The 21,753-nt window shown below is 62.9% G+C and carries 21 protein-coding genes and 2 pseudogenes; 15 read left to right on the forward strand and 8 right to left on the reverse strand.

From position 1 onward, the window contains the following. The first annotated feature begins 4 nt into the window (after positions 1–4). The 7 genes from purE (at position 5) to Q8R81_RS04730 (ending at position 7,051) form a co-directional block, all read left to right on the forward strand. The gene (gene purE / locus Q8R81_RS04700; protein ID WP_305616288.1) at positions 5–508 is read left to right on the forward strand and encodes a 5-(carboxyamino)imidazole ribonucleotide mutase; all 504 of its coding nucleotides are present in this window, start codon (positions 5–7) and stop codon (positions 506–508) included. Continuing rightward, a complete protein-coding gene (locus Q8R81_RS04705) occupies positions 505–1,563 on the forward strand; it encodes a 5-(carboxyamino)imidazole ribonucleotide synthase (protein ID WP_305616289.1) in 1,059 nt (352 codons plus the stop codon). The genes purE and Q8R81_RS04705 overlap by 4 nt, the downstream gene beginning before the upstream one ends. A 5-nt stretch (positions 1,564–1,568) precedes the next feature. Then, a complete protein-coding gene (locus Q8R81_RS04710) occupies positions 1,569–2,054 on the forward strand; it encodes a dihydrofolate reductase (RefSeq protein ID WP_305616305.1) in 486 nt (161 codons plus the stop codon). After that, on the forward strand, positions 2,051–2,974 hold the full coding sequence (locus tag Q8R81_RS04715) for a bifunctional riboflavin kinase/FAD synthetase (protein WP_305616290.1): 924 nt from the start codon (positions 2,051–2,053) through the stop codon (positions 2,972–2,974). The genes Q8R81_RS04710 and Q8R81_RS04715 overlap by 4 nt, the downstream gene beginning before the upstream one ends. A 188-nt stretch (positions 2,975–3,162) precedes the next feature. Continuing rightward, positions 3,163–6,120: an isoleucine--tRNA ligase gene (gene ileS / locus Q8R81_RS04720; RefSeq protein ID WP_305616291.1), complete on the forward strand. Its 2,958-nt coding sequence runs from the start codon at positions 3,163–3,165 to the stop codon at positions 6,118–6,120. Beyond that, positions 6,120–6,638 (forward strand): signal peptidase II, encoded by a 519-nt coding sequence (lspA, locus tag Q8R81_RS04725; RefSeq protein ID WP_305616292.1) that lies wholly within the window; start codon positions 6,120–6,122, stop codon positions 6,636–6,638. Before ileS ends, lspA begins: the two co-directional genes overlap by 1 nt. After that, on the forward strand, positions 6,638–7,051 hold the full coding sequence (locus Q8R81_RS04730) for a DUF3035 domain-containing protein (protein WP_305616306.1): 414 nt from the start codon (positions 6,638–6,640) through the stop codon (positions 7,049–7,051). Before lspA ends, Q8R81_RS04730 begins: the two co-directional genes overlap by 1 nt. A gap of 50 nt (positions 7,052–7,101) precedes the next feature. Here the strand turns inward: Q8R81_RS04730 and ung are convergent, their stop codons facing one another. Beyond that, on the reverse strand, positions 7,102–7,785 hold the full coding sequence (ung, locus tag Q8R81_RS04735; protein WP_305616293.1) for a uracil-DNA glycosylase: 684 nt from the start codon (positions 7,783–7,785) through the stop codon (positions 7,102–7,104). 99 nt (positions 7,786–7,884) lie between these two features. On the opposite strand from ung, the gene Q8R81_RS04740 reads away from it, so the two are divergent. Continuing rightward, the gene (locus Q8R81_RS04740) at positions 7,885–9,189 is read left to right on the forward strand and encodes a UDP-glucose/GDP-mannose dehydrogenase family protein (protein ID WP_305616294.1); all 1,305 of its coding nucleotides are present in this window, start codon (positions 7,885–7,887) and stop codon (positions 9,187–9,189) included. A 56-nt stretch (positions 9,190–9,245) separates the two neighbouring features. After that, positions 9,246–9,860, forward strand: a pseudogene (locus Q8R81_RS04745) (ribonuclease D); the annotation flags it as partial. Between the two features lie 59 nt (positions 9,861–9,919). Here Q8R81_RS04745 and Q8R81_RS18360 read toward each other — a convergent pair. The 5 genes and pseudogenes from Q8R81_RS18360 to Q8R81_RS04770 all read right to left on the reverse strand — a co-directional run. After that, a pseudogene (locus Q8R81_RS18360) lies at positions 9,920–10,990 on the reverse strand (sugar transferase); the annotation flags it as partial. A gap of 193 nt (positions 10,991–11,183) precedes the next feature. Beyond that, positions 11,184–12,209, reverse strand: a complete 1,026-nt coding sequence (holA, locus tag Q8R81_RS04755) for a DNA polymerase III subunit delta (protein ID WP_305616295.1) — start codon at positions 12,207–12,209, stop codon at positions 11,184–11,186. A 7-nt stretch (positions 12,210–12,216) separates the two neighbouring features. After that, entirely contained in the window at positions 12,217–12,648 is a 432-nt protein-coding gene (gene lptE, locus Q8R81_RS04760) for an LPS assembly lipoprotein LptE (protein WP_305616307.1), read from the reverse strand. 55 nt (positions 12,649–12,703) lie between these two features. Further along, the gene (gene leuS, locus Q8R81_RS04765; protein WP_305616296.1) at positions 12,704–15,250 is read right to left on the reverse strand and encodes a leucine--tRNA ligase; all 2,547 of its coding nucleotides are present in this window, start codon (positions 15,248–15,250) and stop codon (positions 12,704–12,706) included. Positions 15,251–15,304: 54 nt separating this feature from the next. After that, a complete protein-coding gene (locus Q8R81_RS04770; RefSeq protein WP_371135307.1) occupies positions 15,305–15,700 on the reverse strand; it encodes a DUF3576 domain-containing protein in 396 nt (131 codons plus the stop codon). A 540-nt stretch (positions 15,701–16,240) separates the two neighbouring features. Between Q8R81_RS04770 and Q8R81_RS04775 the strand changes: the two genes are divergently transcribed. The 3 genes from Q8R81_RS04775 (at position 16,241) to Q8R81_RS04785 (ending at position 18,412) form a co-directional block, all read left to right on the forward strand. Continuing rightward, positions 16,241–17,005: a hypothetical protein gene (locus Q8R81_RS04775; protein WP_305616309.1), complete on the forward strand. Its 765-nt coding sequence runs from the start codon at positions 16,241–16,243 to the stop codon at positions 17,003–17,005. Positions 17,006–17,214: 209 nt separating this feature from the next. After that, entirely contained in the window at positions 17,215–17,937 is a 723-nt protein-coding gene (phbB, locus tag Q8R81_RS04780) for an acetoacetyl-CoA reductase (RefSeq protein ID WP_305616297.1), read from the forward strand. Positions 17,938–18,139: 202 nt separating this feature from the next. Next, complete coding sequence (locus Q8R81_RS04785) at positions 18,140–18,412, forward strand: ribbon-helix-helix domain-containing protein (RefSeq protein WP_305616298.1); 273 nt, start codon at positions 18,140–18,142, stop codon at positions 18,410–18,412. Here Q8R81_RS04785 and Q8R81_RS04790 read toward each other — a convergent pair. Together Q8R81_RS04790 and Q8R81_RS04795 are read right to left on the reverse strand one after the other, a co-directional pair. Beyond that, positions 18,382–18,609: a hypothetical protein gene (locus Q8R81_RS04790; protein ID WP_305616299.1), complete on the reverse strand. Its 228-nt coding sequence runs from the start codon at positions 18,607–18,609 to the stop codon at positions 18,382–18,384. The genes Q8R81_RS04785 and Q8R81_RS04790 overlap by 31 nt on opposite strands. Then, the gene (locus tag Q8R81_RS04795) at positions 18,609–18,911 is read right to left on the reverse strand and encodes a hypothetical protein (RefSeq protein WP_305616300.1); all 303 of its coding nucleotides are present in this window, start codon (positions 18,909–18,911) and stop codon (positions 18,609–18,611) included. Before Q8R81_RS04795 ends, Q8R81_RS04790 begins: the two co-directional genes overlap by 1 nt. Positions 18,912–19,121: 210 nt before the next feature. On the opposite strand from Q8R81_RS04795, the gene Q8R81_RS04800 reads away from it, so the two are divergent. The 3 genes from Q8R81_RS04800 to Q8R81_RS04810 all read left to right on the forward strand — a co-directional run. Beyond that, on the forward strand, positions 19,122–20,126 hold the full coding sequence (locus Q8R81_RS04800; RefSeq protein WP_305616301.1) for a metalloregulator ArsR/SmtB family transcription factor: 1,005 nt from the start codon (positions 19,122–19,124) through the stop codon (positions 20,124–20,126). A 6-nt stretch (positions 20,127–20,132) separates the two neighbouring features. After that, complete coding sequence (gene metF, locus Q8R81_RS04805) at positions 20,133–21,074, forward strand: methylenetetrahydrofolate reductase [NAD(P)H] (protein ID WP_305616302.1); 942 nt, start codon at positions 20,133–20,135, stop codon at positions 21,072–21,074. Then, positions 21,071–21,753 (forward strand): homocysteine S-methyltransferase family protein (locus Q8R81_RS04810; protein WP_305616303.1); only part of this gene is annotated, 683 nt, incomplete at its 3' end. The genes metF and Q8R81_RS04810, both read left to right, overlap by 4 nt.

The following is a 21,753-nucleotide window of genomic DNA, read 5'->3' on the forward strand; positions in this document are numbered from 1 at the left end:
AGAGATGACGGACAAGTCAGTGCCAAGAGGGCCACAAGTCGCCATCGTCATGGGCAGCCAGTCTGACTGGGAGACGATGAAGAACGCCGCCGCCGTGCTGGAAAAGCTGGGCGTTGCCCACGATTGCCGCATCGTTTCGGCCCATCGTACGCCGGACCGGCTGGTCAGCTTTGCCAAGGGCGCGCATCTTGAAGGCTTCAAGGTGGTGATCGCGGGCGCTGGCGGCGCGGCACACTTGCCGGGGATGGTCGCTTCCATGACCCACCTGCCGGTGCTGGGCGTGCCGGTAGAATCCAAAGCGCTGAAAGGCATGGATTCGCTGCTTTCCATTGTGCAGATGCCCGGTGGCATTCCGGTTGCGACGCTGGCCATCGGCGTCCCGGGGGCGACCAATGCGGGAATTCTGGCCGCCTCGATCCTTGCGACGTCGGATGATGCGCTGGCCGAAAGGCTGATCGCGTTCCGCACGGCGCAGACGGATTCTGTGGCGGAGAAGCCGGTCGGATGATCCCTCCCGGCGAGACCATCGGCATTCTGGGCGGCGGCCAACTGGGCCGGATGATCGCGCTGGCCGCGGCCAATCTGGGCTATCGCTGCCACGTCTATGCGCCGGAAAGCGATCCTATCGCCGCCGATGTCTGCGCCGCGTTCACGCAAGGCACGTTTGATGACGAGGCTGCACTGGCGGCTTTCGCGCAGCAGTGCGCGGTCGTCACCTACGAATTCGAGAATGTCGCTGCCGGGCCATTGGGCGCGATTGCGCCGCACGCCCGCCTGCACCCGCCCGCCCGTGCGCTGGAAGTGGCGCAGGACCGGGTGAACGAGAAGTCCTTCGTAGAGGCGCTGGGCGGCAGGCCCGCGCCGTGGGCGCAGGTCGATTCGATGGAAGATCTGCGCGCCGCCGTTGCGAAGATCGGCGCGCCGGGCATCCTCAAGACGCGGCGCGATGGGTATGATGGCAAGGGCCAGTGGCGGATCATGCAGCCCGCCGATGCAGAAGCGATTGACCTTCCGCAGGTTCCGCTGATCTACGAAGGCTTCGTGACCTTTGAGGCCGAGTTCTCGGTCATCCTGGTGCGCACAAGTGCCGGTGAAGTGCGCTTCTGGGACTCTGCCGAAAACGTTCACAAGAACGGCATTCTGGACCGTTCGACCGTGCCCGCCGCGCCCGTGATTCTGGCACAGGTCGAAGAAGCCCGCGCGCTCGCCGCCAAGGTGGCCGATGCGCTGGACTATGTCGGTGTGCTCACGCTGGAAGTTTTCGCCACGGCTGACGGACCTGTGTTCAACGAGATGGCCCCGCGCGTCCACAACTCCGGGCACTGGAGCATCGAAGGCGCGCTCACCAGCCAGTTCGAGAACCACGTCCGCGCGATCTGCGGGCTGCCGCTTGGCTCCACCGCGCTTGCCGCCAAGGGCGTGGTGATGGACAACCTGATCGGCGACGATGCGCACGATTGGCCTGCGATCCTGTCGGACCCGGCCAATCACCTGCACTTGTATGGCAAGGCGGCGGTGCGACCCGGGCGCAAGATGGGCCACGTGACGCGGCTGGTGCTGTGAGCGGCATCCGCAAAGGCCTGTTCCTGATCTATGCCCGCGCCAGCAATGGCGTGATTGGCAAGGACAATGCCCTGCCTTGGCGGCTCCCGGCGGATCTCAAGCGGTTCAAGGCGCTGACGATGAGCAAGCCCATGATCATGGGCCGCAAGACGTTCGAGAGCTTCCCCTCTCCCCTTCCCGGTCGCCGCCACATTGTGCTGACGCGCGATTCCGCTTGGGCGGCCGAGGGAGCTGAAGTGGCGTATTCGGTTGCCGATGCGCTGGCCCTCGCCGGCAAGGGTGACGTTGCGGTAATCGGCGGAGCGGAAATCTATCGCCTGTTCATGCCCCTTGCCGCGCGCGTGGAATTGACCGAAATACATGCGGCGTTCGAGGGCGATGCCGTGATGGAGCCGCTCGGACCCGAGTGGATCGAGGTATCGCGCGAAGTGCAGCAGGCTGAAGCGGGAAGGCCCGCGTTCGATTGGGTAACGCTGGAGCGTCAGCAGTGATTCGCTTGGACAGCCGCCAACCCGTGCCCGCAGCCATGCGCGGTGCCATCGTGGCGCTGGGCAACTTTGATGGCTTCCATCTGGGCCATCAGGCGGTGGTGGGTGAAGCGGTCCGCTGGGCGCGGGCTGAGGGCCGCCCCGCCATCATCGCCACATTCGATCCCCACCCGGTGCGCTATTTCACACCACAGGCAGAGCCATTTCGCCTGACCACGCTGGACCAGCGGCAGGACCTGTTCGCAGCGGCCGGCGCGGATGCCATGTTGGTGATCCACTTCGGTGCTGACGTTGCGGGGATGGCTGCAAGCGAATGGATCGAACAGGCGCTGGTCGGCCACCTTGGCGCGGCAGGCGTTGTTACCGGTGAGGATTTCACTTTCGGCAAGGGCCGCAGCGGCAACGCGCAAGTGCTGGCGAGCGAAGGCCCACGCTTTGGCCTGACGGCGCGCGCCGTTGGGCCGGTGACGCTGGAAGGCGAGATCGTCTCGTCCAGCCGCATTCGCGATGCGTTGAAATCTGGCGATTGCGAAGCGGCAACGCGCCTGCTGACGCGGCCTTTCGCAATGCGCGGCACGGTGCAGCATGGCGACAAGGTGGGCCGCACGATCAACTTCCCCACCGCCAATCTGGACATCGGCATGTATCTGCGCCCACGCTATGGCATCTATGCGGTGACGGGGCGGCTGGCGGATGGGCAAGTGCTGAAAGGCGCGGCGAATCTGGGCATCCGCCCTACGTTCGATCCGCCCAAGGAACTGCTGGAGCCGCATTTCTTCGACTTTTCGGGCGATCTTTATGGGCAGGAAATTGAGGTGGCCTTCCACCACTTCCTGCGGCCCGAGGCGAAGTTTGACGGGCTGGACGCGCTGGTGGCGCAGATGGCGCTGGATTGCGATGAGGCGCGGCGGTTGCTGGGTTAAGGCAGAAACTGTGCTATCCTCTATCGTCACCCTGAAGTTGTTTCAGGGTCCATCTATCCACTCACACGGCGGGTTGTTTTCAAAGATGGATGCTGAAACAAGTTCAGCATGACGGTTCTGCAGCGGGGTGGGCAATCCTGCGCCAGAGACTTCCCCAACGCGCGCAATTGCTCTAACGCCCGCCGGTCATGACCGAACCACGCGATTTCCGCCCGACCGTCTTCCTGCCGAAGACCGATTTCCCGATGAAAGCCGGGCTTCCCCAGAAGGAGCCGGTGATCCTGTCACGCTGGCAGGATGAAGGCATTTACCAGAAGGTCCGCGAGAGCCGCAAAGGGCGCGAAAAGTTCATCCTCCACGATGGCCCGCCCTATGCCAATGGCGACATGCACATCGGCCATGCGCTGAACCATATCCTGAAAGACATGGTCTGCCGCACCCAGACGCTGCTGGGCAAGGACGCGCCTTACGTTCCCGGCTGGGACTGCCACGGCCTGCCCATCGAATGGAAGGTCGAGGAGGAATACCGCAAGAAAAAGAAGAACAAGGACGAGGTTCCGCCCAAGGAATTCCGGGCCGAATGCCGCGCCTATGCCCAGAAGTGGGTAGACGTGCAGCGCGAGCAATTGAAGCGCCTCGGCATCAATGGCGATTGGGACAACCCCTACCTGACGATGGATTCGCAAGCCGAAGGCACCATCGTGCGCGAACTGCTGAAGTTTGCCGAAAGCGGCCAGCTCTATCGCGGCGCCAAGCCGGTGATGTGGTCACCGGTCGAAAAGACCGCGCTGGCCGAGGCTGAGGTCGAGTACGAGGACATCGTTTCGACGCAGGTGGATGTGGCGTTCGAGATTGTTGAGTCGCCGATTGCGGAACTGGTCGGCGCACATGCGGTCATCTGGACCACGACGCCTTGGACGATCCCGGTGAATCAGGCTTTGGCCTATGGGCCTGAGGTTGAGTATGTCCATGCGATCATCAACTGGACTTGGACCGAGCAGGATGATCCGCAAGGTATCCAGTACGGTGATTATTTTGTGGCGGCTGAATCGCTTATCGAAGCGATGGCTGAGCGCATGCGAGCCAACCACACGGATGACGGCCACAAAATCGCCAATGTCAAAGTATCGGTTCTGTCGCGCTTCAAAGGCTCCGACCTCGCCGGAACCATCTGCCAGCACCCGATGGCCAACCTCTTCCGTCGCCCCGTGCTTGACACGGGGCTTGGCTCTTCTTCAAGCGCCGCGCCCGAAGGGGAAAGCCAAGCCCCGGATCAAGTCCGGGGCGACGGTAGTGTTGATGTGAACTTGCCGCTGGCAGAATTCTTCCTGCGCCCCCGGCCAATGCTCCCCGGCGATTTTGTCACCACCGACAGCGGCACCGGCCTTGTCCACATGGCGCCGGATCATGGCGAGGACGACTTTGCGCTGTGCAAGGCGCACGGAATCGAGCCGGTCTTCGCGGTGCAGGGCGATGGCAAGTATCGTGAGGACTGGGCATGGCTCGGCGGGCAAGGCTCGGTCATCAACCCCAAGTTCAACGCGCCCGATGGGCCGATCTGTTCTGACCTCCGCGAATCTGGCGGGCTGCTGGCGGCGAGTGCGGACTACAAGCATTCCTATCCGCATTCGTGGCGGTCGAAGGCCAAGGTGATCTATCGCTGCACGCCGCAGTGGTTCGTGCCGATGGATCGCGAAACCGAGGGCGGCACGCTGCGCGAAAAGGCCACCAAGGCCATCGCCGACACCCGCTTCGTCCCCGAAAAGGGCCGCAACCGCATCGGTGCGATGGTCGAGGGCCGCCCCGACTGGGTGCTGTCACGCCAGCGCGCTTGGGGTGTGCCGATCACGCTGTTCGTGGATCGCAAGAGCGGCCAGTACCTCGCCGACCCCGAAGTCAACGCACGGATCGTCGCTGCCGTCATGGAGGGCGGTGTCGATGCGTGGGACGAGGAGCACGCGCAGGAGTATCTGGGCGACAAGTACAAGCTCGACGATTACGAGCGCGTCACCGACATTCTCGACGTGTGGTTCGATTCCGGCTCCACCCATGCCTTCGTGCTGGAATCTGGTCGCTGGCCCGATCTGCAATGGCCTGCGAATCTCTATCTCGAAGGGTCGGACCAGCATCGCGGCTGGTTCCAGTCCTCGCTGCTGGAATCCTGCGCCACGCGCGGGCGTGCGCCGTATGATGCGGTGCTGACGCACGGGTTCACGATGGACCAGAAGGGCATGAAGATGTCCAAGTCGCTCGGCAACACGATCAGCCCGATCGATCTGATGCGCGATTACGGCGCGGATATCCTGCGGCTGTGGGCGCTCTCGGTCGATTTCACCGAGGACCACCGCATCGGCAAGGAAATCCTTCAGGGCGTTGCCGACCAGTACCGCAAGCTGCGCAACACCTATCGCTATCTGCTCGGCGCGCTGGAAGGTTTCAGCGAAGACGAGCGGCTGCCGGTGGCGGAAATGCCCGAGCTTGAACAGTACATGCTCGGCCTGCTGGGCAAGCTGGATGCCACGCTGCGGCAGGCGGTCGATGATTTCGACTACAACACTTATGTCCGCGCGCTGACCGACTTCTGCAACGAAGACCTCTCGGCGTTCTTCTTCGACATCCGCAAGGACAGCCTCTATTGCGATGCGCCGACTGATCTGAAGCGCCGCGCCTATCGCACCGTGCTCGACACGCTGTTCCACGCGCTGGTCCGCTATGGCGCGCCGGTGCTGGTGTTCACGGCGGAAGAGGTTTGGGCCTCGCGCTATCCGGGTGCTGAAAGCGTGCATCTGCTGGAATGGCCGGAAGTCCCTGCTGTCACCGTGGACGAAGCGCGCTGGACCGAACTACGCGCCCTGCGCCAGACCGTGAACGAAGCCATCGAACCGCTGCGCCGCGAAAAGGTGCTCGGCTCCGGCCTCGAAGCCGTTGTCACCGTGCCCGAATCTGCGCCTGACGCCGATCTGGCAGAGCTGTTCATCACCGCGACAGTAAAGCGCGGGCAGGGCAGTGACGTGACCGTCGAACGCTCTACCGACCAAAAGTGCGGCCGTTGCTGGCGCCTGCTTCCCGAAGTGACGGAAGACGGCGCGCTGTGCGCGCGTTGTGACGATGTGGTGGCGGCAATCGATGCGGAAGCCGTCGCCTGATGCTCACCCGAGTGCGTATCGAAGGCCTTGGCCTTGCGCTGCTGGTGGCAGTGCTGGACCGCGTGGTGAAGGCGATCATGGTCGGCCCGCTGGCTTTGCGTGAGCGCGGCCTGATCGAACTGCTGCCGTTGTTCGATCTGCGTTATGCCGAGAATTACGGCGTGTCCTTCGGTATGTTCACCGCCGATACGCTGGAAATGCGCTGGGGCCTGATCGGCATGACCGCGCTGATTGCCACCGGGGTGCTGGTGTGGATGCTGCGCGAAACGGTGCGCGGCGACATTCTGGGGCTGGGCATGGTGCTGGGCGGTGCGGTCGGCAACATCTATGACCGGCTGACCTTTGGCTATGTGATCGACTATGCCGATTTGAACATCGGCGAATGGCGTCCGTTCCAGATATTCAATCTTGCCGACGTGGCGATCACGTTTGGCGTTCTGATACTGCTTGCCCGCTCGTTCAAATCGCGCGAAAAGCCCGAGGACAACGGCGACAATACCGCCACGGAGAATGCATGATGCGTAAAGCTGCCGCCCTTGCCCTTGTCGTCTCGGCGGCGACTCTTCTGTCGGCCTGCGGTGGCGGCGGTTCGCTGTTCAACCGTGATCGGCCTGATGAAATGGCCGTCACCCGCGCCGCGCCGCTGATCGTCCCGCCCGATTTCGCGCTCACACCGCCCAGCCCCGGCGCGCCGCGTCCGCAGGATTCGGAAACCGGCAAGCAGACGCTTGAAACCTTGTTTGGCGGCCCCTCGGCGCGCTCAAGCGTGGAAACCGACACGCTCAACCGCTCCGGCACCGCCGCCGCTTCGATCCGCTCCACCGTGGGCGACCCGGGCACGCAGACGGTGGCCAAGGGTCAGGTCGTGCGCGATATCCTCTCCGCGCCGGAAGGTGATGGGCAGGCCGCAACGGCATCGATCCCGGGCTGATTTCAGCTGTAAAGTAGTTGAAAAGCCCCGCCTCGGCGGGGCTTTTTGCGTCAGGCGCGCCAGTCTATTGCTCCGCGGCCATGCCGTTCCAGAAAGGCGTTGGCTTTGCTGAAATGCTTGCAGCCGAAGAACCCGCTGTAGGCAGATAGCGGGCTGGGATGCGGCGCATTCAGCACCAGATGCGGGCCATCGACAAGGCCGGGCACCCGCGCCGCTTTTTTCTGCGCGTGGCTGCCCCAGAGCATGAACACAGTCGGTTCGGTCCGTGCCGCCACAGCGGCCACCGCAGCGTCGGTGAAATGCTCCCACCCTCGCTTCTGATGCGATCCGGCTTTGGCGGCTTCCACCGTCAGCGCATTGTTGAGCAGTAGGACGCCTTGCTGCGCCCATCGCGTAAGGTCGCCATGAGGCGCGCGCGGCAGGCCAAGGTCGGCTTCCAGTTCCTTGTAAATGTTGACAAGACTGGGTGGAATTTTTGCGCCGCTTTGGACTGAAAAGGCCAACCCGTGCGCCTGTCCGGTGCCATGATAAGGGTCTTGGCCCAGAATTACTACGCGCACCGTATCAAGCGGCGTGGCCTCCAGCGCGGCAAAACGTTGGCTGTGCGGGGGAAAGATCACTTTGCCAGCCGCCTCTTCGTCTCGCAGAAAGTCATCCAGCGCGCGCAAGGGCGGCGATTGCAGCACGGGTTCCAAGGCGGGGCGCCAGCTATCAGGCGGTGATGTGATGGTCATGTTATCGCAAGGTTAGGCGTTTAGGACGCCGCATCGCAAGCGGGGGTTCCGGGATTGCGCCATGCTTGCTAACAGCGACGGGCTGTGCGGAGTGTTTGAATGAAGATCGCAATGGTTGGCTCGGGGTATGTCGGGCTGGTTTCGGGGGCATGCTTTGCCGATTTCGGGCATGATGTAGTCTGCATCGACAAGGATGAGAGCAAGATTGCGCGTCTGCTCGACGGCGTCATGCCGATTTATGAGCCGGGGCTGGCTGAACTGGTCGCGGCCAACGTAAAGGCAGGTCGGCTTTCGTTCACCACTGATCTTGCCAGCGCGATTGATGGCGCCCAAGCCGTGTTTATCGCGGTGGGCACGCCGTCGCGCCGCGGGGATGGCCATGCCGATCTCAGCTATGTTCGCGCCGTAGCGCAGGAACTGGCTGCCAACATCAAGACGCCGACCGTGGTCGTCACCAAGTCTACCGTGCCGGTGGGGACGGGTGACGAAGTGGAGCGGATCATCCGCGAGAGCGGAACGGACGTGCAGTTCGCGGTCGTCTCCAACCCGGAATTCCTGCGCGAAGGCGCGGCCATCGGCGATTTCAAACGGCCCGACCGCATTGTCATCGGGGCCGAGGACGAATGGGCGCGCGGCGTGATGAAAGAAGTCTACCGCCCGCTGTTCCTCAACCGTGCGCCGATCCTGTTCACCTCGCGCCGCAGCAGCGAACTGATCAAGTATGCCGCCAACGCCTTCCTCGCCACCAAGATCATGTTCATCAACGAGATGGCCGATTTGTGTGAGAAAGTGGGCGGCGATGTGCAGGACGTGGCGCGCGGCATCGGGCTTGATGGCCGCATCGGCAGCAAATTTCTCCATGCAGGCCCCGGTTATGGCGGATCGTGCTTCCCCAAGGATACGCTGGCGCTGCTCAAGACGGCCGAGGATTACGGCAGCCCGGTGCGGCTGGTGGAAGCCGTGGTCAAGGCAAACGATACCCGCAAGCGCGCGATGGGCCGCAAGGTGATCGAAGCGCTGGGCGGCGATGCGCGCGGCAAACGCGTGGCACTGCTGGGCCTGACGTTCAAGCCCAACACCGATGACATGCGCGATGCACCCTCAATCGCCATCGTGCAGACGCTGATTGATGGCGGGGCCGAAGTGGTGGCCTATGATCCCGAAGGTATGGACGCCGCGGCGGCGATGATGCCGGGTGTCCGCATGGTGGGCAACACTTACGAAGCCGTCGACGGTGCCGATGCGGTGGCGCTGGTGACGGAATGGGACGCCTTCCGCGCGCTGGATTTCAACAAGCTCAAGAGCCTGATGAATGCGCCAGTGATGGTTGATCTGCGCAATGTCTATGACCCGGCTGAAGTGCGCGCAGCGGGCTTTGCCTATAGCAGCGTGGGCCGGGTGTGAACGGCATAGGGGTGGTTGCGCTTGCAGCCGCCCGCATGACCGCCTAAGCGACAGGGATGGCCGTACATTTTCATGAAGATGACCTGCCCGAAGGCGTTCTTGCGCCCGGGCCGGTTGCTGTAGACACCGAAACGATGGGGCTGATCACCCCGCGTGATCGCCTTTGTGTGGTGCAGATTTCCGATGGCGGAGCGGATGAACACCTCGTCCGCTTCTCGCCAGGAAGCAAATATGCCGCGCCGAACCTGAAAGCAGTGCTGGCCGATCCTGCGCGCGTGAAGCTCTATCACTTTGCGCGATTCGATCTGGCTGCGATCGAGCATTACCTTGGCGTGGTTGCCGCGCCGGTGTTCTGCACCAAGATCGCATCGAAGCTGGTGCGCACCTACACTGACCGCCACGGGCTGAAGGATCTGGTGCGCGAATTGCTGGGCAAGGAGATTTCCAAGCAGCAGCAGTCCAGCGACTGGGGCGGACCGGTGCTTTCCGATGCGCAGCAGGAATATGCCGCGTCCGACGTGCGGCACCTTCACGCCATGCACACCATTCTGGTTGAACGGCTGGAGCGCGAAGGCCGCACCGCAATGGCGCAGGCCTGCTTCGATTTCCTGCCGATGCGTGCGCGGCTCGACCTGGCGGGTTGGGCAGAGCACGATATTTTCAGCCACGTCGACATTTCTCCACGTAAGACATTGAAAAGCTGTGGAAGTTCGTCAATGCTCGTGCCACGGATGAAACGGCCGATGCGGGTGATGCGGTCATCATCCTTGCTGGCAGACCGGTTGCCGCTGGCGTCCAGCTTTTCCACGCGCATCGAACGGAATTTGAAGATTGGAAAGAAGCGGTTGCCGCGCCCGGTGCGCTTTTGCACGAAGAATACCGGCCCACCATCTTCCAGCTTTATCAGCAACGCCACCACCAGCAGCAGGGGTGCTAGTGCCAGCACCGCGCCACCGGCCAGCGACACGTCCAGCGCGCGCTTGATAGCGCGCGCGCGCAGGCCAAGCGGACCGCTTGCTACGATCAGGGCGCTGTAATCGCGCTCGCGCCGGGCACCGATCACGCCCAGCGTTCGTACGTCGGGATCGACGATCTCGCCCGAAACATTGGCGCTTTTGAACACGAGCGCCCATGCTGCCCGGCGGTCTGTGGCGCAACTGACCAGCACCCTGTCCATGTTGAGCATATAAAGCCCGAGGCGGTCCATCATGTGTGGATCACCCAGGTCAGGCGCGAGATGATGCTCACGTGCGTCGATGTGAAAGGCATGCGGCACGCGCAATGCCACGCCGCCATCATCGATCAGCAGGGTGTTGGTTGCTGCTTCGCCACAGCGGGCGTGAACCAGCGGGCAGACCAGCGAGCGCAGCCATACCAGCAAGATCAGGCTGAGCGCGAGGCCGAGAATGGCCGAAACGCGCGAGAATTCATCCGTGCTCTTGGTCGCAAACCCAACAAACAGCAGCACCGCTTCTGCGCCGAGCAGCGAAACCACTGCGCGCCCGCGCGCAAAGTTGATTCGGCGCAGTGATGATAGCGAATAGACCTGCACGCTGAGCGCAATGGTCCAGTACAGCGGGATCATCACTTGCGTGTGGAGGAGCGAGTCGGCCTCGAAAAAGTCACCAAGGTACAGCCACGAGGCGGTGCCTAGCCCACCAAAGATCGCCAGCGCATCAAACAGCAGGAAAACGGCGTATAGCTGCAGTCGTCGCTGCTCCAGCGACGGCGCAAGAGGCAGGGTTACTCTCCTGCGTTCCTGCGACAGGCGCATATCGCTTGCCGGGATGTGCTTCGTCATCGCTTCTGCTGCCCCTCATGCTTCAGATCGCCTGTCAGGAATCGACAGGTGAGCCGAAGCTCGAACTTGTGCTTGGTGCGACCGACCTATTATTATTGCACTGCGCAAAAATACCTAGTGCTGCTGCGATAGCAAGCAGGTTCCCGTCCCGAAGTGCAATTCGCCACACCGAACACCGGAATTTCGCCACAGTTTACCGCGCAGCAGCGCGTGCAATCTCTGCCAGGCCTTGCGCAACAACCAGTTCGCCGTTGCGGTTATCCTCAATCAGTGTGCGGTGCAACATCATGAGTCGTTCGCATAGCCGGGTGAGGCGAGGGCCGCGCCACCGCTTCAACTGCTGCTTGAGATCGGGTTTGTCCCGAAAAAACACACTTTTATCCTGCTCGATAAAGCTGCTGACATCGCCACGTTCGCCCATCCGCGCGGCCAGTTGCACCAATTGTGCAGTGCGGCGCTCCAGTGCCAGAACCAGCCCGACAGGGTTAATTCCCTGTTCGCGCATACGGGAGAGTTCAGACGGAATTTTGCGCAGATCCCCGCCCAGCACGGCGTTGACCAGTGGCATCATGCCGTCATCCTCGCTCACCGCGCAGATCGCGTCGAGTGCTGCAGCATCTGCCTGTCGGGGAGCTTGCGGACTGGCATCCAGAAACAGCGCCAGCTTCTCGATCTCGCTACGCGCCATGCGTGTGTCGAGTGCGGTGGACCGGGCAATCCGTTCGGCCAGATCATCGCTGAGCCGCACGCCCACTGCATCGCCCATGCTCCGCACCGTCCCCGCCACGGATCGCAGATCGGGCAGGTAGAACATGCCGACCATCGCATCGTCGCGATTGTCCAGCAGCTTGGCGATGCGCGATTTGTCGGTGGCTGATGTGGCTACGATGATCACCGGCCAGCCGCCGACCGGGCTTTCGAGCAGCGCTTCGACTGCATCGTGCGCATCATCGCCCGTGGCGCGCACGTGGATGATTCGCTTGTCGCCGAATAACGAGACCGAGCGCGCCTCGTCGGCAAGCCTCACCGGATCACGCTTCAGTTCGCTGCCGCTCAGGTCAACTTTCTCGGCCTCGCCAAACGTCGCCGCCAGCAGCGCCGCGATCTTTGCCGCTGCATCGCTCGCTCCCGATTCGTCGGGGCCGCAGAAATAGAACACGCGGCAATCCTTTACCGCGCGGGCGGCGCTGCTCGCAAAGTTCTTTTGGGTAACCTTCACCGCGCTGTCACGGTGTGTCGCGCATGCGGACCGAAACGCGGGTGACGATCTGGTCGGCCACCTCCTGCGACAGGTTTTCTAGCGCGGTCTGCTCTGCCGCGATCACGGCATATTCGCTGTTCACCACATCGAACCCGGCATCGGACCCGGCGGTGGCATCCAGCAGCACTTCGCCATCCTGCTGATCGATAAGCTGATACCGCGCCCGCAAAGTGCGACGTTCGCGGGTGATCGTGTCGTTCGACAACTGGCCCAGCCCTTCGACCTTGTCGTCCAGCCGGATGTCGAGCCGGTAGCGCGTCCCCTCGCTCTTCGCGCCCGCGCCCAGCCGGTCGGCCAGCGCATTGCGCACCAGCCAGCCAGATTGCCCCTCAATCGGCGAAATCGCGATATCCGAAAGCGCGCGCGCGACGTTGCCTGTGCCGCCGCCAGCGTACATCGGCTGCAGCCCGCACCCGGCCAACAGGAGCGGCGCGCCCAGCAGAAGCAGGAGCTTAGGCGACAAGATTCACCAGACGGTCAGGCACAACGATCACCTTCTTTACTTCCGCCCCTTCGAGCGCACGCTGCACTTTCTCGGACGCAAGGGCAAGGCGCTCAAGCTCTTCCTTCGAAGTCCCCTTGGCCACGGTCAGCGTATCGCGCAGCTTGCCTTTGACCTGAACAGCAACGGTCACCTCGTCATCCACCAGCAGCGCCGGATCGACTTCGGGCCACGCCGCATCGGCGATCAGCCCGCAGCCGATGCGCGCGTAGGCTTCCTCGGCCAGATGCGGCATCATCGGCCCGACCAGCAGCAGCACTTTGGCAATAGCGGCAGTGCGGCTTGCCGAAGGCGCGGCTTTCTCGATCGCGCCGGTCAGTTCATAGATGCGCGCGACGGCCTTGTTGAAGCCCAGCGCCTCGATGTCCGAAGCCACGGCTTCGACAGTCTGGTGCGCCTTGCGATCCAGGGCTTTGTCGTCGCCGGTCGCAGTGGCATCATACTGCCCAAACAAGCGCCACAACCGCTGGACGAAGCGCGCGCAGCCCTCGATCCCGGCTTCCGACCACGGCAAGTCGCGCTCGGGCGGGGAGTCCGAAAGCATGAACCAGCGGATCGCATCGGCGCCGTACTTGGCGACGATCTCGTCCGGGTCGACCACGTTCTTCTTGGACTTCGACATCTTTATGACGCGGCCAACTTCCACCGGCGCACCATCGGCCTTCAGCGTCGCGCCATCGCTTGAACGCTCCACTTCGAAAGGCGAGAAAAACACCGGCTGCCCATTCTCCGGGTTCTTCCGCTCATACGTCTCGTGCGTCACCATGCCCTGCGTAAACAGGCTACCGAATGGCTCGGTCACCTCGATCTTGCCGATCCGCGCCAGCGCCCGCGTCCAGAACCGCGCATAGAGCAGGTGCAGAATCGCATGTTCGATCCCGCCGATGTACTGCTCCACCGGTAACCAGCGCTTGATCTCTTCGGGATCGAACGGGCGGTCTTCCGGCTGGCTGGCAAAGCGCAGGAAATACCACGACGAATCGACGAACGTATCCAGCGTATCGGTCTCGCGCCGCGCCGGATTCCCACACTGAGGACAGCCGACATGCTTCCACGTGGGATGGCGGTCCAGCGGATTGCCGGGCACGTCAAACGTCACGTCTTCGGGCAGCGTCACCGGCAACTGCTTCTTGGGCACCGGCACCACGCCGCAGACCTCGCAGTGGATAAACGGGATCGGCGTGCCCCAGTAACGCTGGCGCGAAACGCCCCAGTCGCGCAGACGCCACACGGTCTTGCCTTCGCCCCAGCCTTCGCCTTGTGCGCGGCCAATCACCGCCGCCTTGGCATCGCCCACGGACATGCCATCAAGGAAGCCGGAGTTCACCAGCACGCCGTCGCCCGCCTCGGCCTCACCCGCAAATGGCTTGTCCGCATCGGCAGGGTCAGCGGCAACCACGCGCAGGATCGGCAAACCGTACTTGGTGGCAAAGTCGAAGTCGCGCTGGTCATGCCCCGGCACGGCCATGATCGCGCCGGTGCCGTATTCCATCAGCACGAAGTTGGCGATGTAGACCGGCAGGTCTGCGCCCGTGAATGGATGCTTGGCGGTAATCCCGGTGTCGAAGCCCAGCTTTTCCGCCGTTTCCAGCTCAGCCGCAGTGGTTCCGCCCTGCTTGCACAGCGCGATGAAGTCCTGCGCATCGGTCGAAACCGCCGCCACGCCCTGCGCAATCGGATGGTCCGCCGCCACCGCCACAAAGCTTGCGCCAAAGATCGTGTCGGGCCGCGTGGTATAAACCTCCACACGCTCGCCGTTCGAAAGATCAAACCCGAACTGCAACCCCTGGCTCTTGCCGATCCAGTTCTCCTGCATCGTGCGGACCTTTTCGGGCCACTTGTCCAGCGTGGAGAGGCCTTCGAGCAGTTCGTCGGCAAAGTCGGTGATCTTCAGGAACCACTGGTTCAGCTTGCGCTTCTCCACCAGTGCGCCAGACCGCCAGCCGCGCCCGTCGATCACCTGCTCGTTGGCGAGCACGGTGTGATCCACCGGATCCCAGTTGACCGTCGATTCCTTGCGATAGACCAGCCCGGCTGCGTACAGATCGACAAATAGCGCCTGTTCGTGGCCGTAATACTCCGGCTCACAGGTCGCGATCTCGCGGCTCCAGTCGAGCGCGAAGCCCAGCCGCTTCAACTGTGCCTTCATGTTGGCGATGTTGTCGCGAGTCCATCCGCCGGGGTGGACGCCCTTTTCCATCGCCGCGTTTTCGGCCGGCATGCCGAAGGCGTCCCAGCCCATCGGATGCAGCACTTCAAACCCGCGCATGCGCTTGTAACGGGCCAGCACGTCGCCCATCGTATAGTTGCGCACGTGGCCGATGTGGATGCGCCCCGAAGGATAGGGGAACATCTCCAACACATAGCTGCGGGGCTTCGCGCTCGAATCATCGGCGCGGAAGGACTGCTGCTCGTCCCACACCTGCTGCCAGCGGGTGTCGGCGCTATTGGGGTCGAAACGCTCTGGAGCGGTACTGGCGGGAATGTTCGCGGTCATGCGCGCTCCTCTAGGCAGCGCAGCCATGACACGCAAGATTCGCCTGAAGCGGAATTACCCCGCAATCGCCGCGCGGCGCAGATCGCGCGCCTTGGTCAGGATGATGTCTTCCAGCTTCTGCACGGTGGCGGCCTGCACCGGAGCATCTACCCACTGTCCGGATTGCGAAACCTGGCGGCTGGCAGCCACGCGCAGCGCATCGGCGCGCAGATCCTGGTCAACGATGGAAACGGTTACCTTCACGCGTTCGCCCGGGTTCTTGGGGTTGGCGTACCAGTCGGTCACGATCACGCCACCGTTGCTGTCGGTCTGGAGCAGGGGCATGAACGACAACGCATCAAGGCTGGCGCGCCACAGATAGGAATTGACGCCAATGGTGGTGACCTGACTTGCGGCGAGGTCGGCCTTGGGGCGCTCCTTCTTGCCGCAACCGCTGACGAGAACGGCCATGCTGGCGATGATCGCGCCGCTAACAAGCATCTTGCGGGTGTTGCGCCCAGTTTTGACAGTAGTGGTCACTACGAAACAGTCCTTGCTTGCAGCGATGTTGCCGCAGGTTTGCGCATCCGTGAACGGCGCGTGCTGAAAAGGCCTCTATCACCGCCGCGCGCCATGCGGCAAGCGCGATGAAGGGGGCTGGGAACAGCGCCGGAAGCAATCGCTGCAAAAGGCTGTTCGTCGCGTGAACCTGCGCTGAATCTCCATATGCGCAGGAGCCGGGTGCCGCCGATATGTGGACATTACGCCACACCCGCCAAGGAAGAGTCTGTCAGCGGTGACAATACGTGGCTTCGCACTGGAAACTTTTAGCTTTCATCCGTATTGAGTGGGACTGGATAAAGCGCTTGCATCAGAATCGCCTAACCGCGACTGTGCAGGCAGGATAAATGAACGGGGCGGCGTTGCGGCTTTCTGCAGACGAAGTCTAAAGTGGGGTGAAGGCGTTACACAATGTTCGGACGGGGCAAAAATTCAGCGGATAAGGGCGTGATGCGCCACCGCCTGAGCATGCCTGCCGTGCGGACGCCGCTGATCCTTGGCGGAGCCGTTGGCCTCGCATTGTTCGTTGCCCCCACCGTTACATCTGCTTTCTCCAGCGGTTTCGATACCGCACCGGTAAGCCTCGCTGCGCGCGGCGGCATAGGTTCGTTCACTCCCGCTTCGGTCGATGAACGTCTCGCTTCACAGATTACCGTCCGCGCTTTGAAAAGCGGGAAGCTGTTCCGCTTCACGCCCGCCGGATCAGATGGCCGCCCCAACCGCTCAGTCACCGTTGCCGTGCGCGTCGATTCGCTCAGCGCGCAGGGCTTCTCGGTTCGCAAGACGCTGGCTGATGCGTCGTCTGCGGCTGGCGCTTCGCAAGTGCGGATCGCGCCGATGGCGTTCAACCTCGGTCTTGCCCGTGGTTATGCCAGCTTTGCCACACCCGCAGCATCGGCCTCGCCGCTCAAGGACATGCAGCGGATCGACATGCCCGATCTCGCCCAGTTCAAGGTTGCTACGCCCGCTTCAAAGCCCAGCCGCTTCGCTCCCCGGATCGAAGCCGAAGGCCGCGATCAGGCTGGCCGCGCACCGCGCACGCTTGAAGGGCAGGGCGATTATCAGGTCGATCTCGGCGGCAGCTACCGCCTGACCCGCAATCTCAATGTCACTGCCGGCGTGCGCTACTCGCCCGAGCGTGATCGCCTGCTGCCGTTGACCGATGGCAAGCAGGATAATCAGGCCGTCTACGTCGGAACCCAATTCCGCTTCTGACGCTGATTTATGAAAATGCGCTCCAATTAAACGATCAATTGATCGCGCGTTTTCTTTATCGATTTCTTTGTGACCTTACGTTGCTGCAGGTTGCTATGCAGCAATTCGATGCTGCACCTGCAGCATTTACGTATTCTGTAACTTGTCGCATTGCTTCGTTGAACCTAACGTAGCCTTGATGTCCGCAAGGGCGTGATGGGAGATTACGAATGGCGCGAGTTGCAGTTGTCACCGGTGGTACGCGCGGAATCGGTCAGGCCATTTGCATGGCCTTGAAGGCGCAGGGCCGCAGTGTCGTGGCCAACTATGCCGGAAATGATGAAAAGGCGCGGGCCTTTACCGCAGAGACCGGCATTCCCGCCTACCGCTTCGACGTGGGCGATCATCATGCTGCACTTGATGGCTGCGCCCGCATCGTTGCCGAAGTGGGTGAGATCGATATTGTCGTCAACAACGCTGGCGTCACGCGCGATGGCGTGCTGCACAAGATGAGCTTCGATGACTGGAACGATGTCATGCGCATCAACCTTGGCGGTTGCTTCAACATGGCCAAGGCGACTTTCCCCGGCATGCGGGAGCGTGGCTGGGGCCGGATCGTCAACATCGGATCGGTGAACGGCCAGTCCGGCCAATACGGTCAGGTCAATTATGCCGCCGCCAAATCGGGCATCCACGGCTTCACCAAGGCTCTGGCGCAAGAAGGCGCCAAATACGGGGTCACGGTCAACGCTATCGCGCCCGGCTACATCGATACGGATATGGTTGCCGCGGTTCCGCCTGCCGTGCTGGAAAAGATCGTCGCCAAAATCCCCGTAGGCCGCCTGGGCCATGCCGAGGAAATCGCCCGCGGCGTCGCCTTCCTTACGGCTGACGATGGCAGCTTTGTTACCGGTTCCACCATGTCGCTCAACGGCGGCCAGCATATGTACTGACGGGCCGAGGAGGATAGCGCAGGTGTTCGCAAAGCGGATGCCAAGCTATTCTCCAGTGCCGCAAGGCACGGCCCGGCTCGGCCAGCGAGGCGGCGGACCTCAAGTCCGTCGAACTCGTCTGACGCGAAGGCGGCGGCTTTGCCGTCGCCCCGATTACCAGCACCGCTATCTCAAGTAGCAAAACCCGTGCTACCGTGAACGGATGACTCCACCCTATCACCCCCCGGTCAAACGCTCGGTCGAGATCGCCGGGCACAAGACGTCGATCAGCCTCGAGCCGCTGTTCTGGGACATGCTGCGCGATGCTGCAGTGGTCGAAGGAGTGCCAATAAATGCGCTGGTCGCACGGATAGACGCAGAACGGATCAAGAGTGATATCCCGCCGGGGCTGGCCGGGGCAGTCCGTATCTGGCTTGTTGCGAAACTGGCCGCAGGCGAGTCCTCTCAGGAAGCGGCAGGCGCAGGCGCATCCTGAGCCGGAACCGTCGCTTCGGGCAGGTCTGGCAGTTCCCGCTTGTCGAGCATTTCGGCGGCGGCATCCAGCGCTTCGGCTTCGTCGCGCGTAACGCCGCCGGGCTTTTCCTCAGCCGATCCGCAGCCCGCCAGCGCACCTGCCAACACTGCAATCAGCAGCGGGCGAAAGGGTGCTCCGGCGGGCAAACGGCGTGTCATTATTGTGCCGGCGCTTCGTCGCCTTCGCCTTCGGCAGCAGCGGCCTGGGCAGCAGCGGCCACAGCGGCAGCGCTGTTTGCCGTATCGCGCACGGCATCAGCTTCGGCATCGGCAGCAGCGGAGGCGTCAACCACAGGTTCCGGGGCAGGGGCTGCGGCCGAAGGCTCCATCGCGGGCAGTTCGTCCGCAGGCATTTCCACGGTGTCCTCTTCTGCCGCTTCGGATGCATCGTCCGATTTGCCGCAGGCCGAAAGCGCCAGCACAGCGGCGGCGACAATCGCCAGGCTCGGGTATTTCTTCATCGTACTACCTCTCAAGTGGCCCTTGCAGGCTGATCGCGTGACCGGCGCGATGGCGCAGAAGCAAGCCTTGCCGGTCTGACGGTGCTGTTCTATCGGCGGCCTTGGCCCAAGGCAATTGCTACCTGCCGATTGTATGGGTTGCTAACGGATGATATAAAGCGATCCTTATATCCGTTGACACGTATAAAGTTTTCTTTATATCCTTTTCGCATGGCAATTCACGACGCAATCCGTGCGCTTGACGACCCGACGAGGCTGCGCATCCTGCGCCTGCTGGCCAGCATGGAACTGGCCGTGGGCGAAGTGGCGCAAGTGCTCGGGCAAAGCCAGCCGCGCGTCTCCCGCCATATCAAGATACTGTGCGATTCGGGCCTTGCTGAACGGCGCAAGGAAGGGGCGTGGGTATTCCTGCGCAGCGGGTTGGGCGAGGGTTCGGACAATCCGCTGATCGCCGCCATCGCCCGCCTGCTCGATGTGGCCGAGCAGCAGGACGCCGGCTTTGCCCGCCGCTGCGCCGAAGATCGCCAGCACCTCGATGCCATCCGCTCCGCCCGCCAAACCAGCGCGCTCGAATGGTTCGCCCGCCATGCCGAGGAATGGGACGAACTGCGCTCGCTCCACATCGCCGATGGCCCGGTCGAATCCGCGCTCACCGAAATGCTGCTGGGCCTTGCCGGGGAAACCGGCCTCGGTCGCATGCTCGATGTAGGCACGGGCACTGGCCGCATTGCCGAACTGCTGTCCTCCCACGCCGCCCACGTCGTCGCTTTCGACAAAAGCCCCGATATGCTGCGCATCGCCCGCGCCCGCCTGCAGGATCTGCGCGCCGACAGCGTCGAACTGGTGCAGGGCGATTTCGCGCAACTCCCCTTCGCCGCACGCAGTTTCGACACGGTCCTGTTCCACCAGGTTCTGCACTATGCCCAAGCGCCCGAAGCCGTACTGGCAGGCGCAGCCCGCGTCACCGCGCCCGGCGGCCGCATCGCCATCGTCGATTTCGCCGCGCATGATCGCGAAGACTTGCGTCAGACCCACGCCCACGCTCGCCTCGGCTTCTCCGATGCCCAGATCGAGGCGATGTTGCGCGATGCCGGCTTCGCCCCGCATGAAACCCGCGCGCTGGCGGGCCACGAACTCGTGGTGAAACTGTGGACCGCCACAAGGCGCGAAGACAGCGTCACGCAATTAGAACCGCGCCAAAGCCGGAAGGCCTGAAGACCCATGAACGCCAGCTACGATCAACTCCGCGAAGCCCGCACCGCGCTCGACACCCCGCTTTTCGCCGGACTTCCGGGCGACATCAACGTGTCGTTCGAATTCTTCCCGCCCAAGAGCGACGCGCTGATGGTGCAGTTGTGGGACGTGGTTGAAACCCTCGCCCCGTTCGCGCCGCACTTCGTCTCGGTCACTTATGGTGCAGGCGGCTCCACGCGTGATCGCACCCACGGCACCGTCGCCCGCATCATCAAGGACGCCAAGCTCCCCGCCGCCGCGCACCTCACCTGCGTCGATGCCACCAAGGCCGAAATCCGCGAAGTGGCGGAAAGCTATTGGGAAGCAGGCGTGCGCCACATCGTCGCCCTGCGCGGAGACATGGGCGCGCCGGGCGTCCCCTTCACCCCGCACCCTGAAGGCTATGCCAACGCGGCTGAACTGGTCGCAGGCCTGAAGCAGATCGCCCCGTTCGAGATCTCGGTCGCCGCCTATCCCGAATCGCACCCCGATTCGCCCAACCAGCAGGCCGATATCGACAACCTGAAGCGCAAACTCGATGCCGGCGCCACCCGCGCCATCAGCCAGTTCTTCTTCGAACCCGAAACCTTCTTCCGCTTCCGTGACAAGCTGGCGGCTGCGGGAATCGACGCCCCGATCCTCCCCGGCATCCTGCCCGTGTCCAACGTCGCGCAAACGCGCAAATTTGCCGCCGCCTGTGGCGCTGCGATCCCGGCGTGGATGGACGGGTTGTTCGAAGGCCTCGACACGCACCCGGCCTCGCGCCAGCTCGTCGCCGCCACCATCGCCGCTGAATTCTGCCGTCGCCTCTATGCTGGCGGCGTGCGCGATTTCCACTTCTACACCCTCAACCGCGCCGAGCTGTCCTACGCGATCTGCCACCTCCTTGGCCTTCGCCCGACAAAGCCTGCGCTGGAGAAAGCTGCGTGACTCTCACTCCTTCAACTGCCCGCACCGCCTTCCTTGAACAGGCCAAGCAGCGCATCCTCATCACCGATGGCGCGTTCGGCACAGAGATCCAGAACTTCAAGCTGACCGAGGCCGACTACGCCGGAACGCTGGGCCTGGCCAAGGACCAGAAGGGCAACAACGACATCCTCGCGCTGACCAAGCCCGAAGTGCCAGAGTCCATCCACCGCGCCTATTTCAACGCCGGGGCGGACATTGCCGAAACCAACACCTTCAGCGCCAACCGCATCAGCCAAGCCGATTACGCCGCCGAACACCTCGTGCGCGAAATCAACGTGCAATCCGCGCAGCTCGCCCGCCGGGTCGCCAATGAATTCTTCGCCAAGGATGGCCGCCCCCGCTTCGTCGCCGGTGCCATCGGCCCCACGAACAAGACGCTCTCGCTCAGCCCCGACGTCAACGATCCCGGCTTCCGCGAGATCGACTGGGACCACCTCGTCGATGTCTACGCCGAGCAGGTCCACGCGCTGGTCGAAGGCGGCGCAGACTTCATCCTGATCGAAACCGTGTTCGATACGCTCAACGCCAAGGCGGGCGTCATGTCGGTGCGTCAGGTCGAAAAGGAACTCGGCCGCGAAATCCCCATCATGATGTCGATGACGCTGACCGACCTTTCGGGCCGCAACCTCTCGGGCCACAC

It is taken from the genome of Novosphingobium sp., from assembly GCF_030696665.1.
Taxonomy (GTDB): Bacteria; Pseudomonadota; Alphaproteobacteria; order Sphingomonadales; family Sphingomonadaceae; genus Novosphingobium.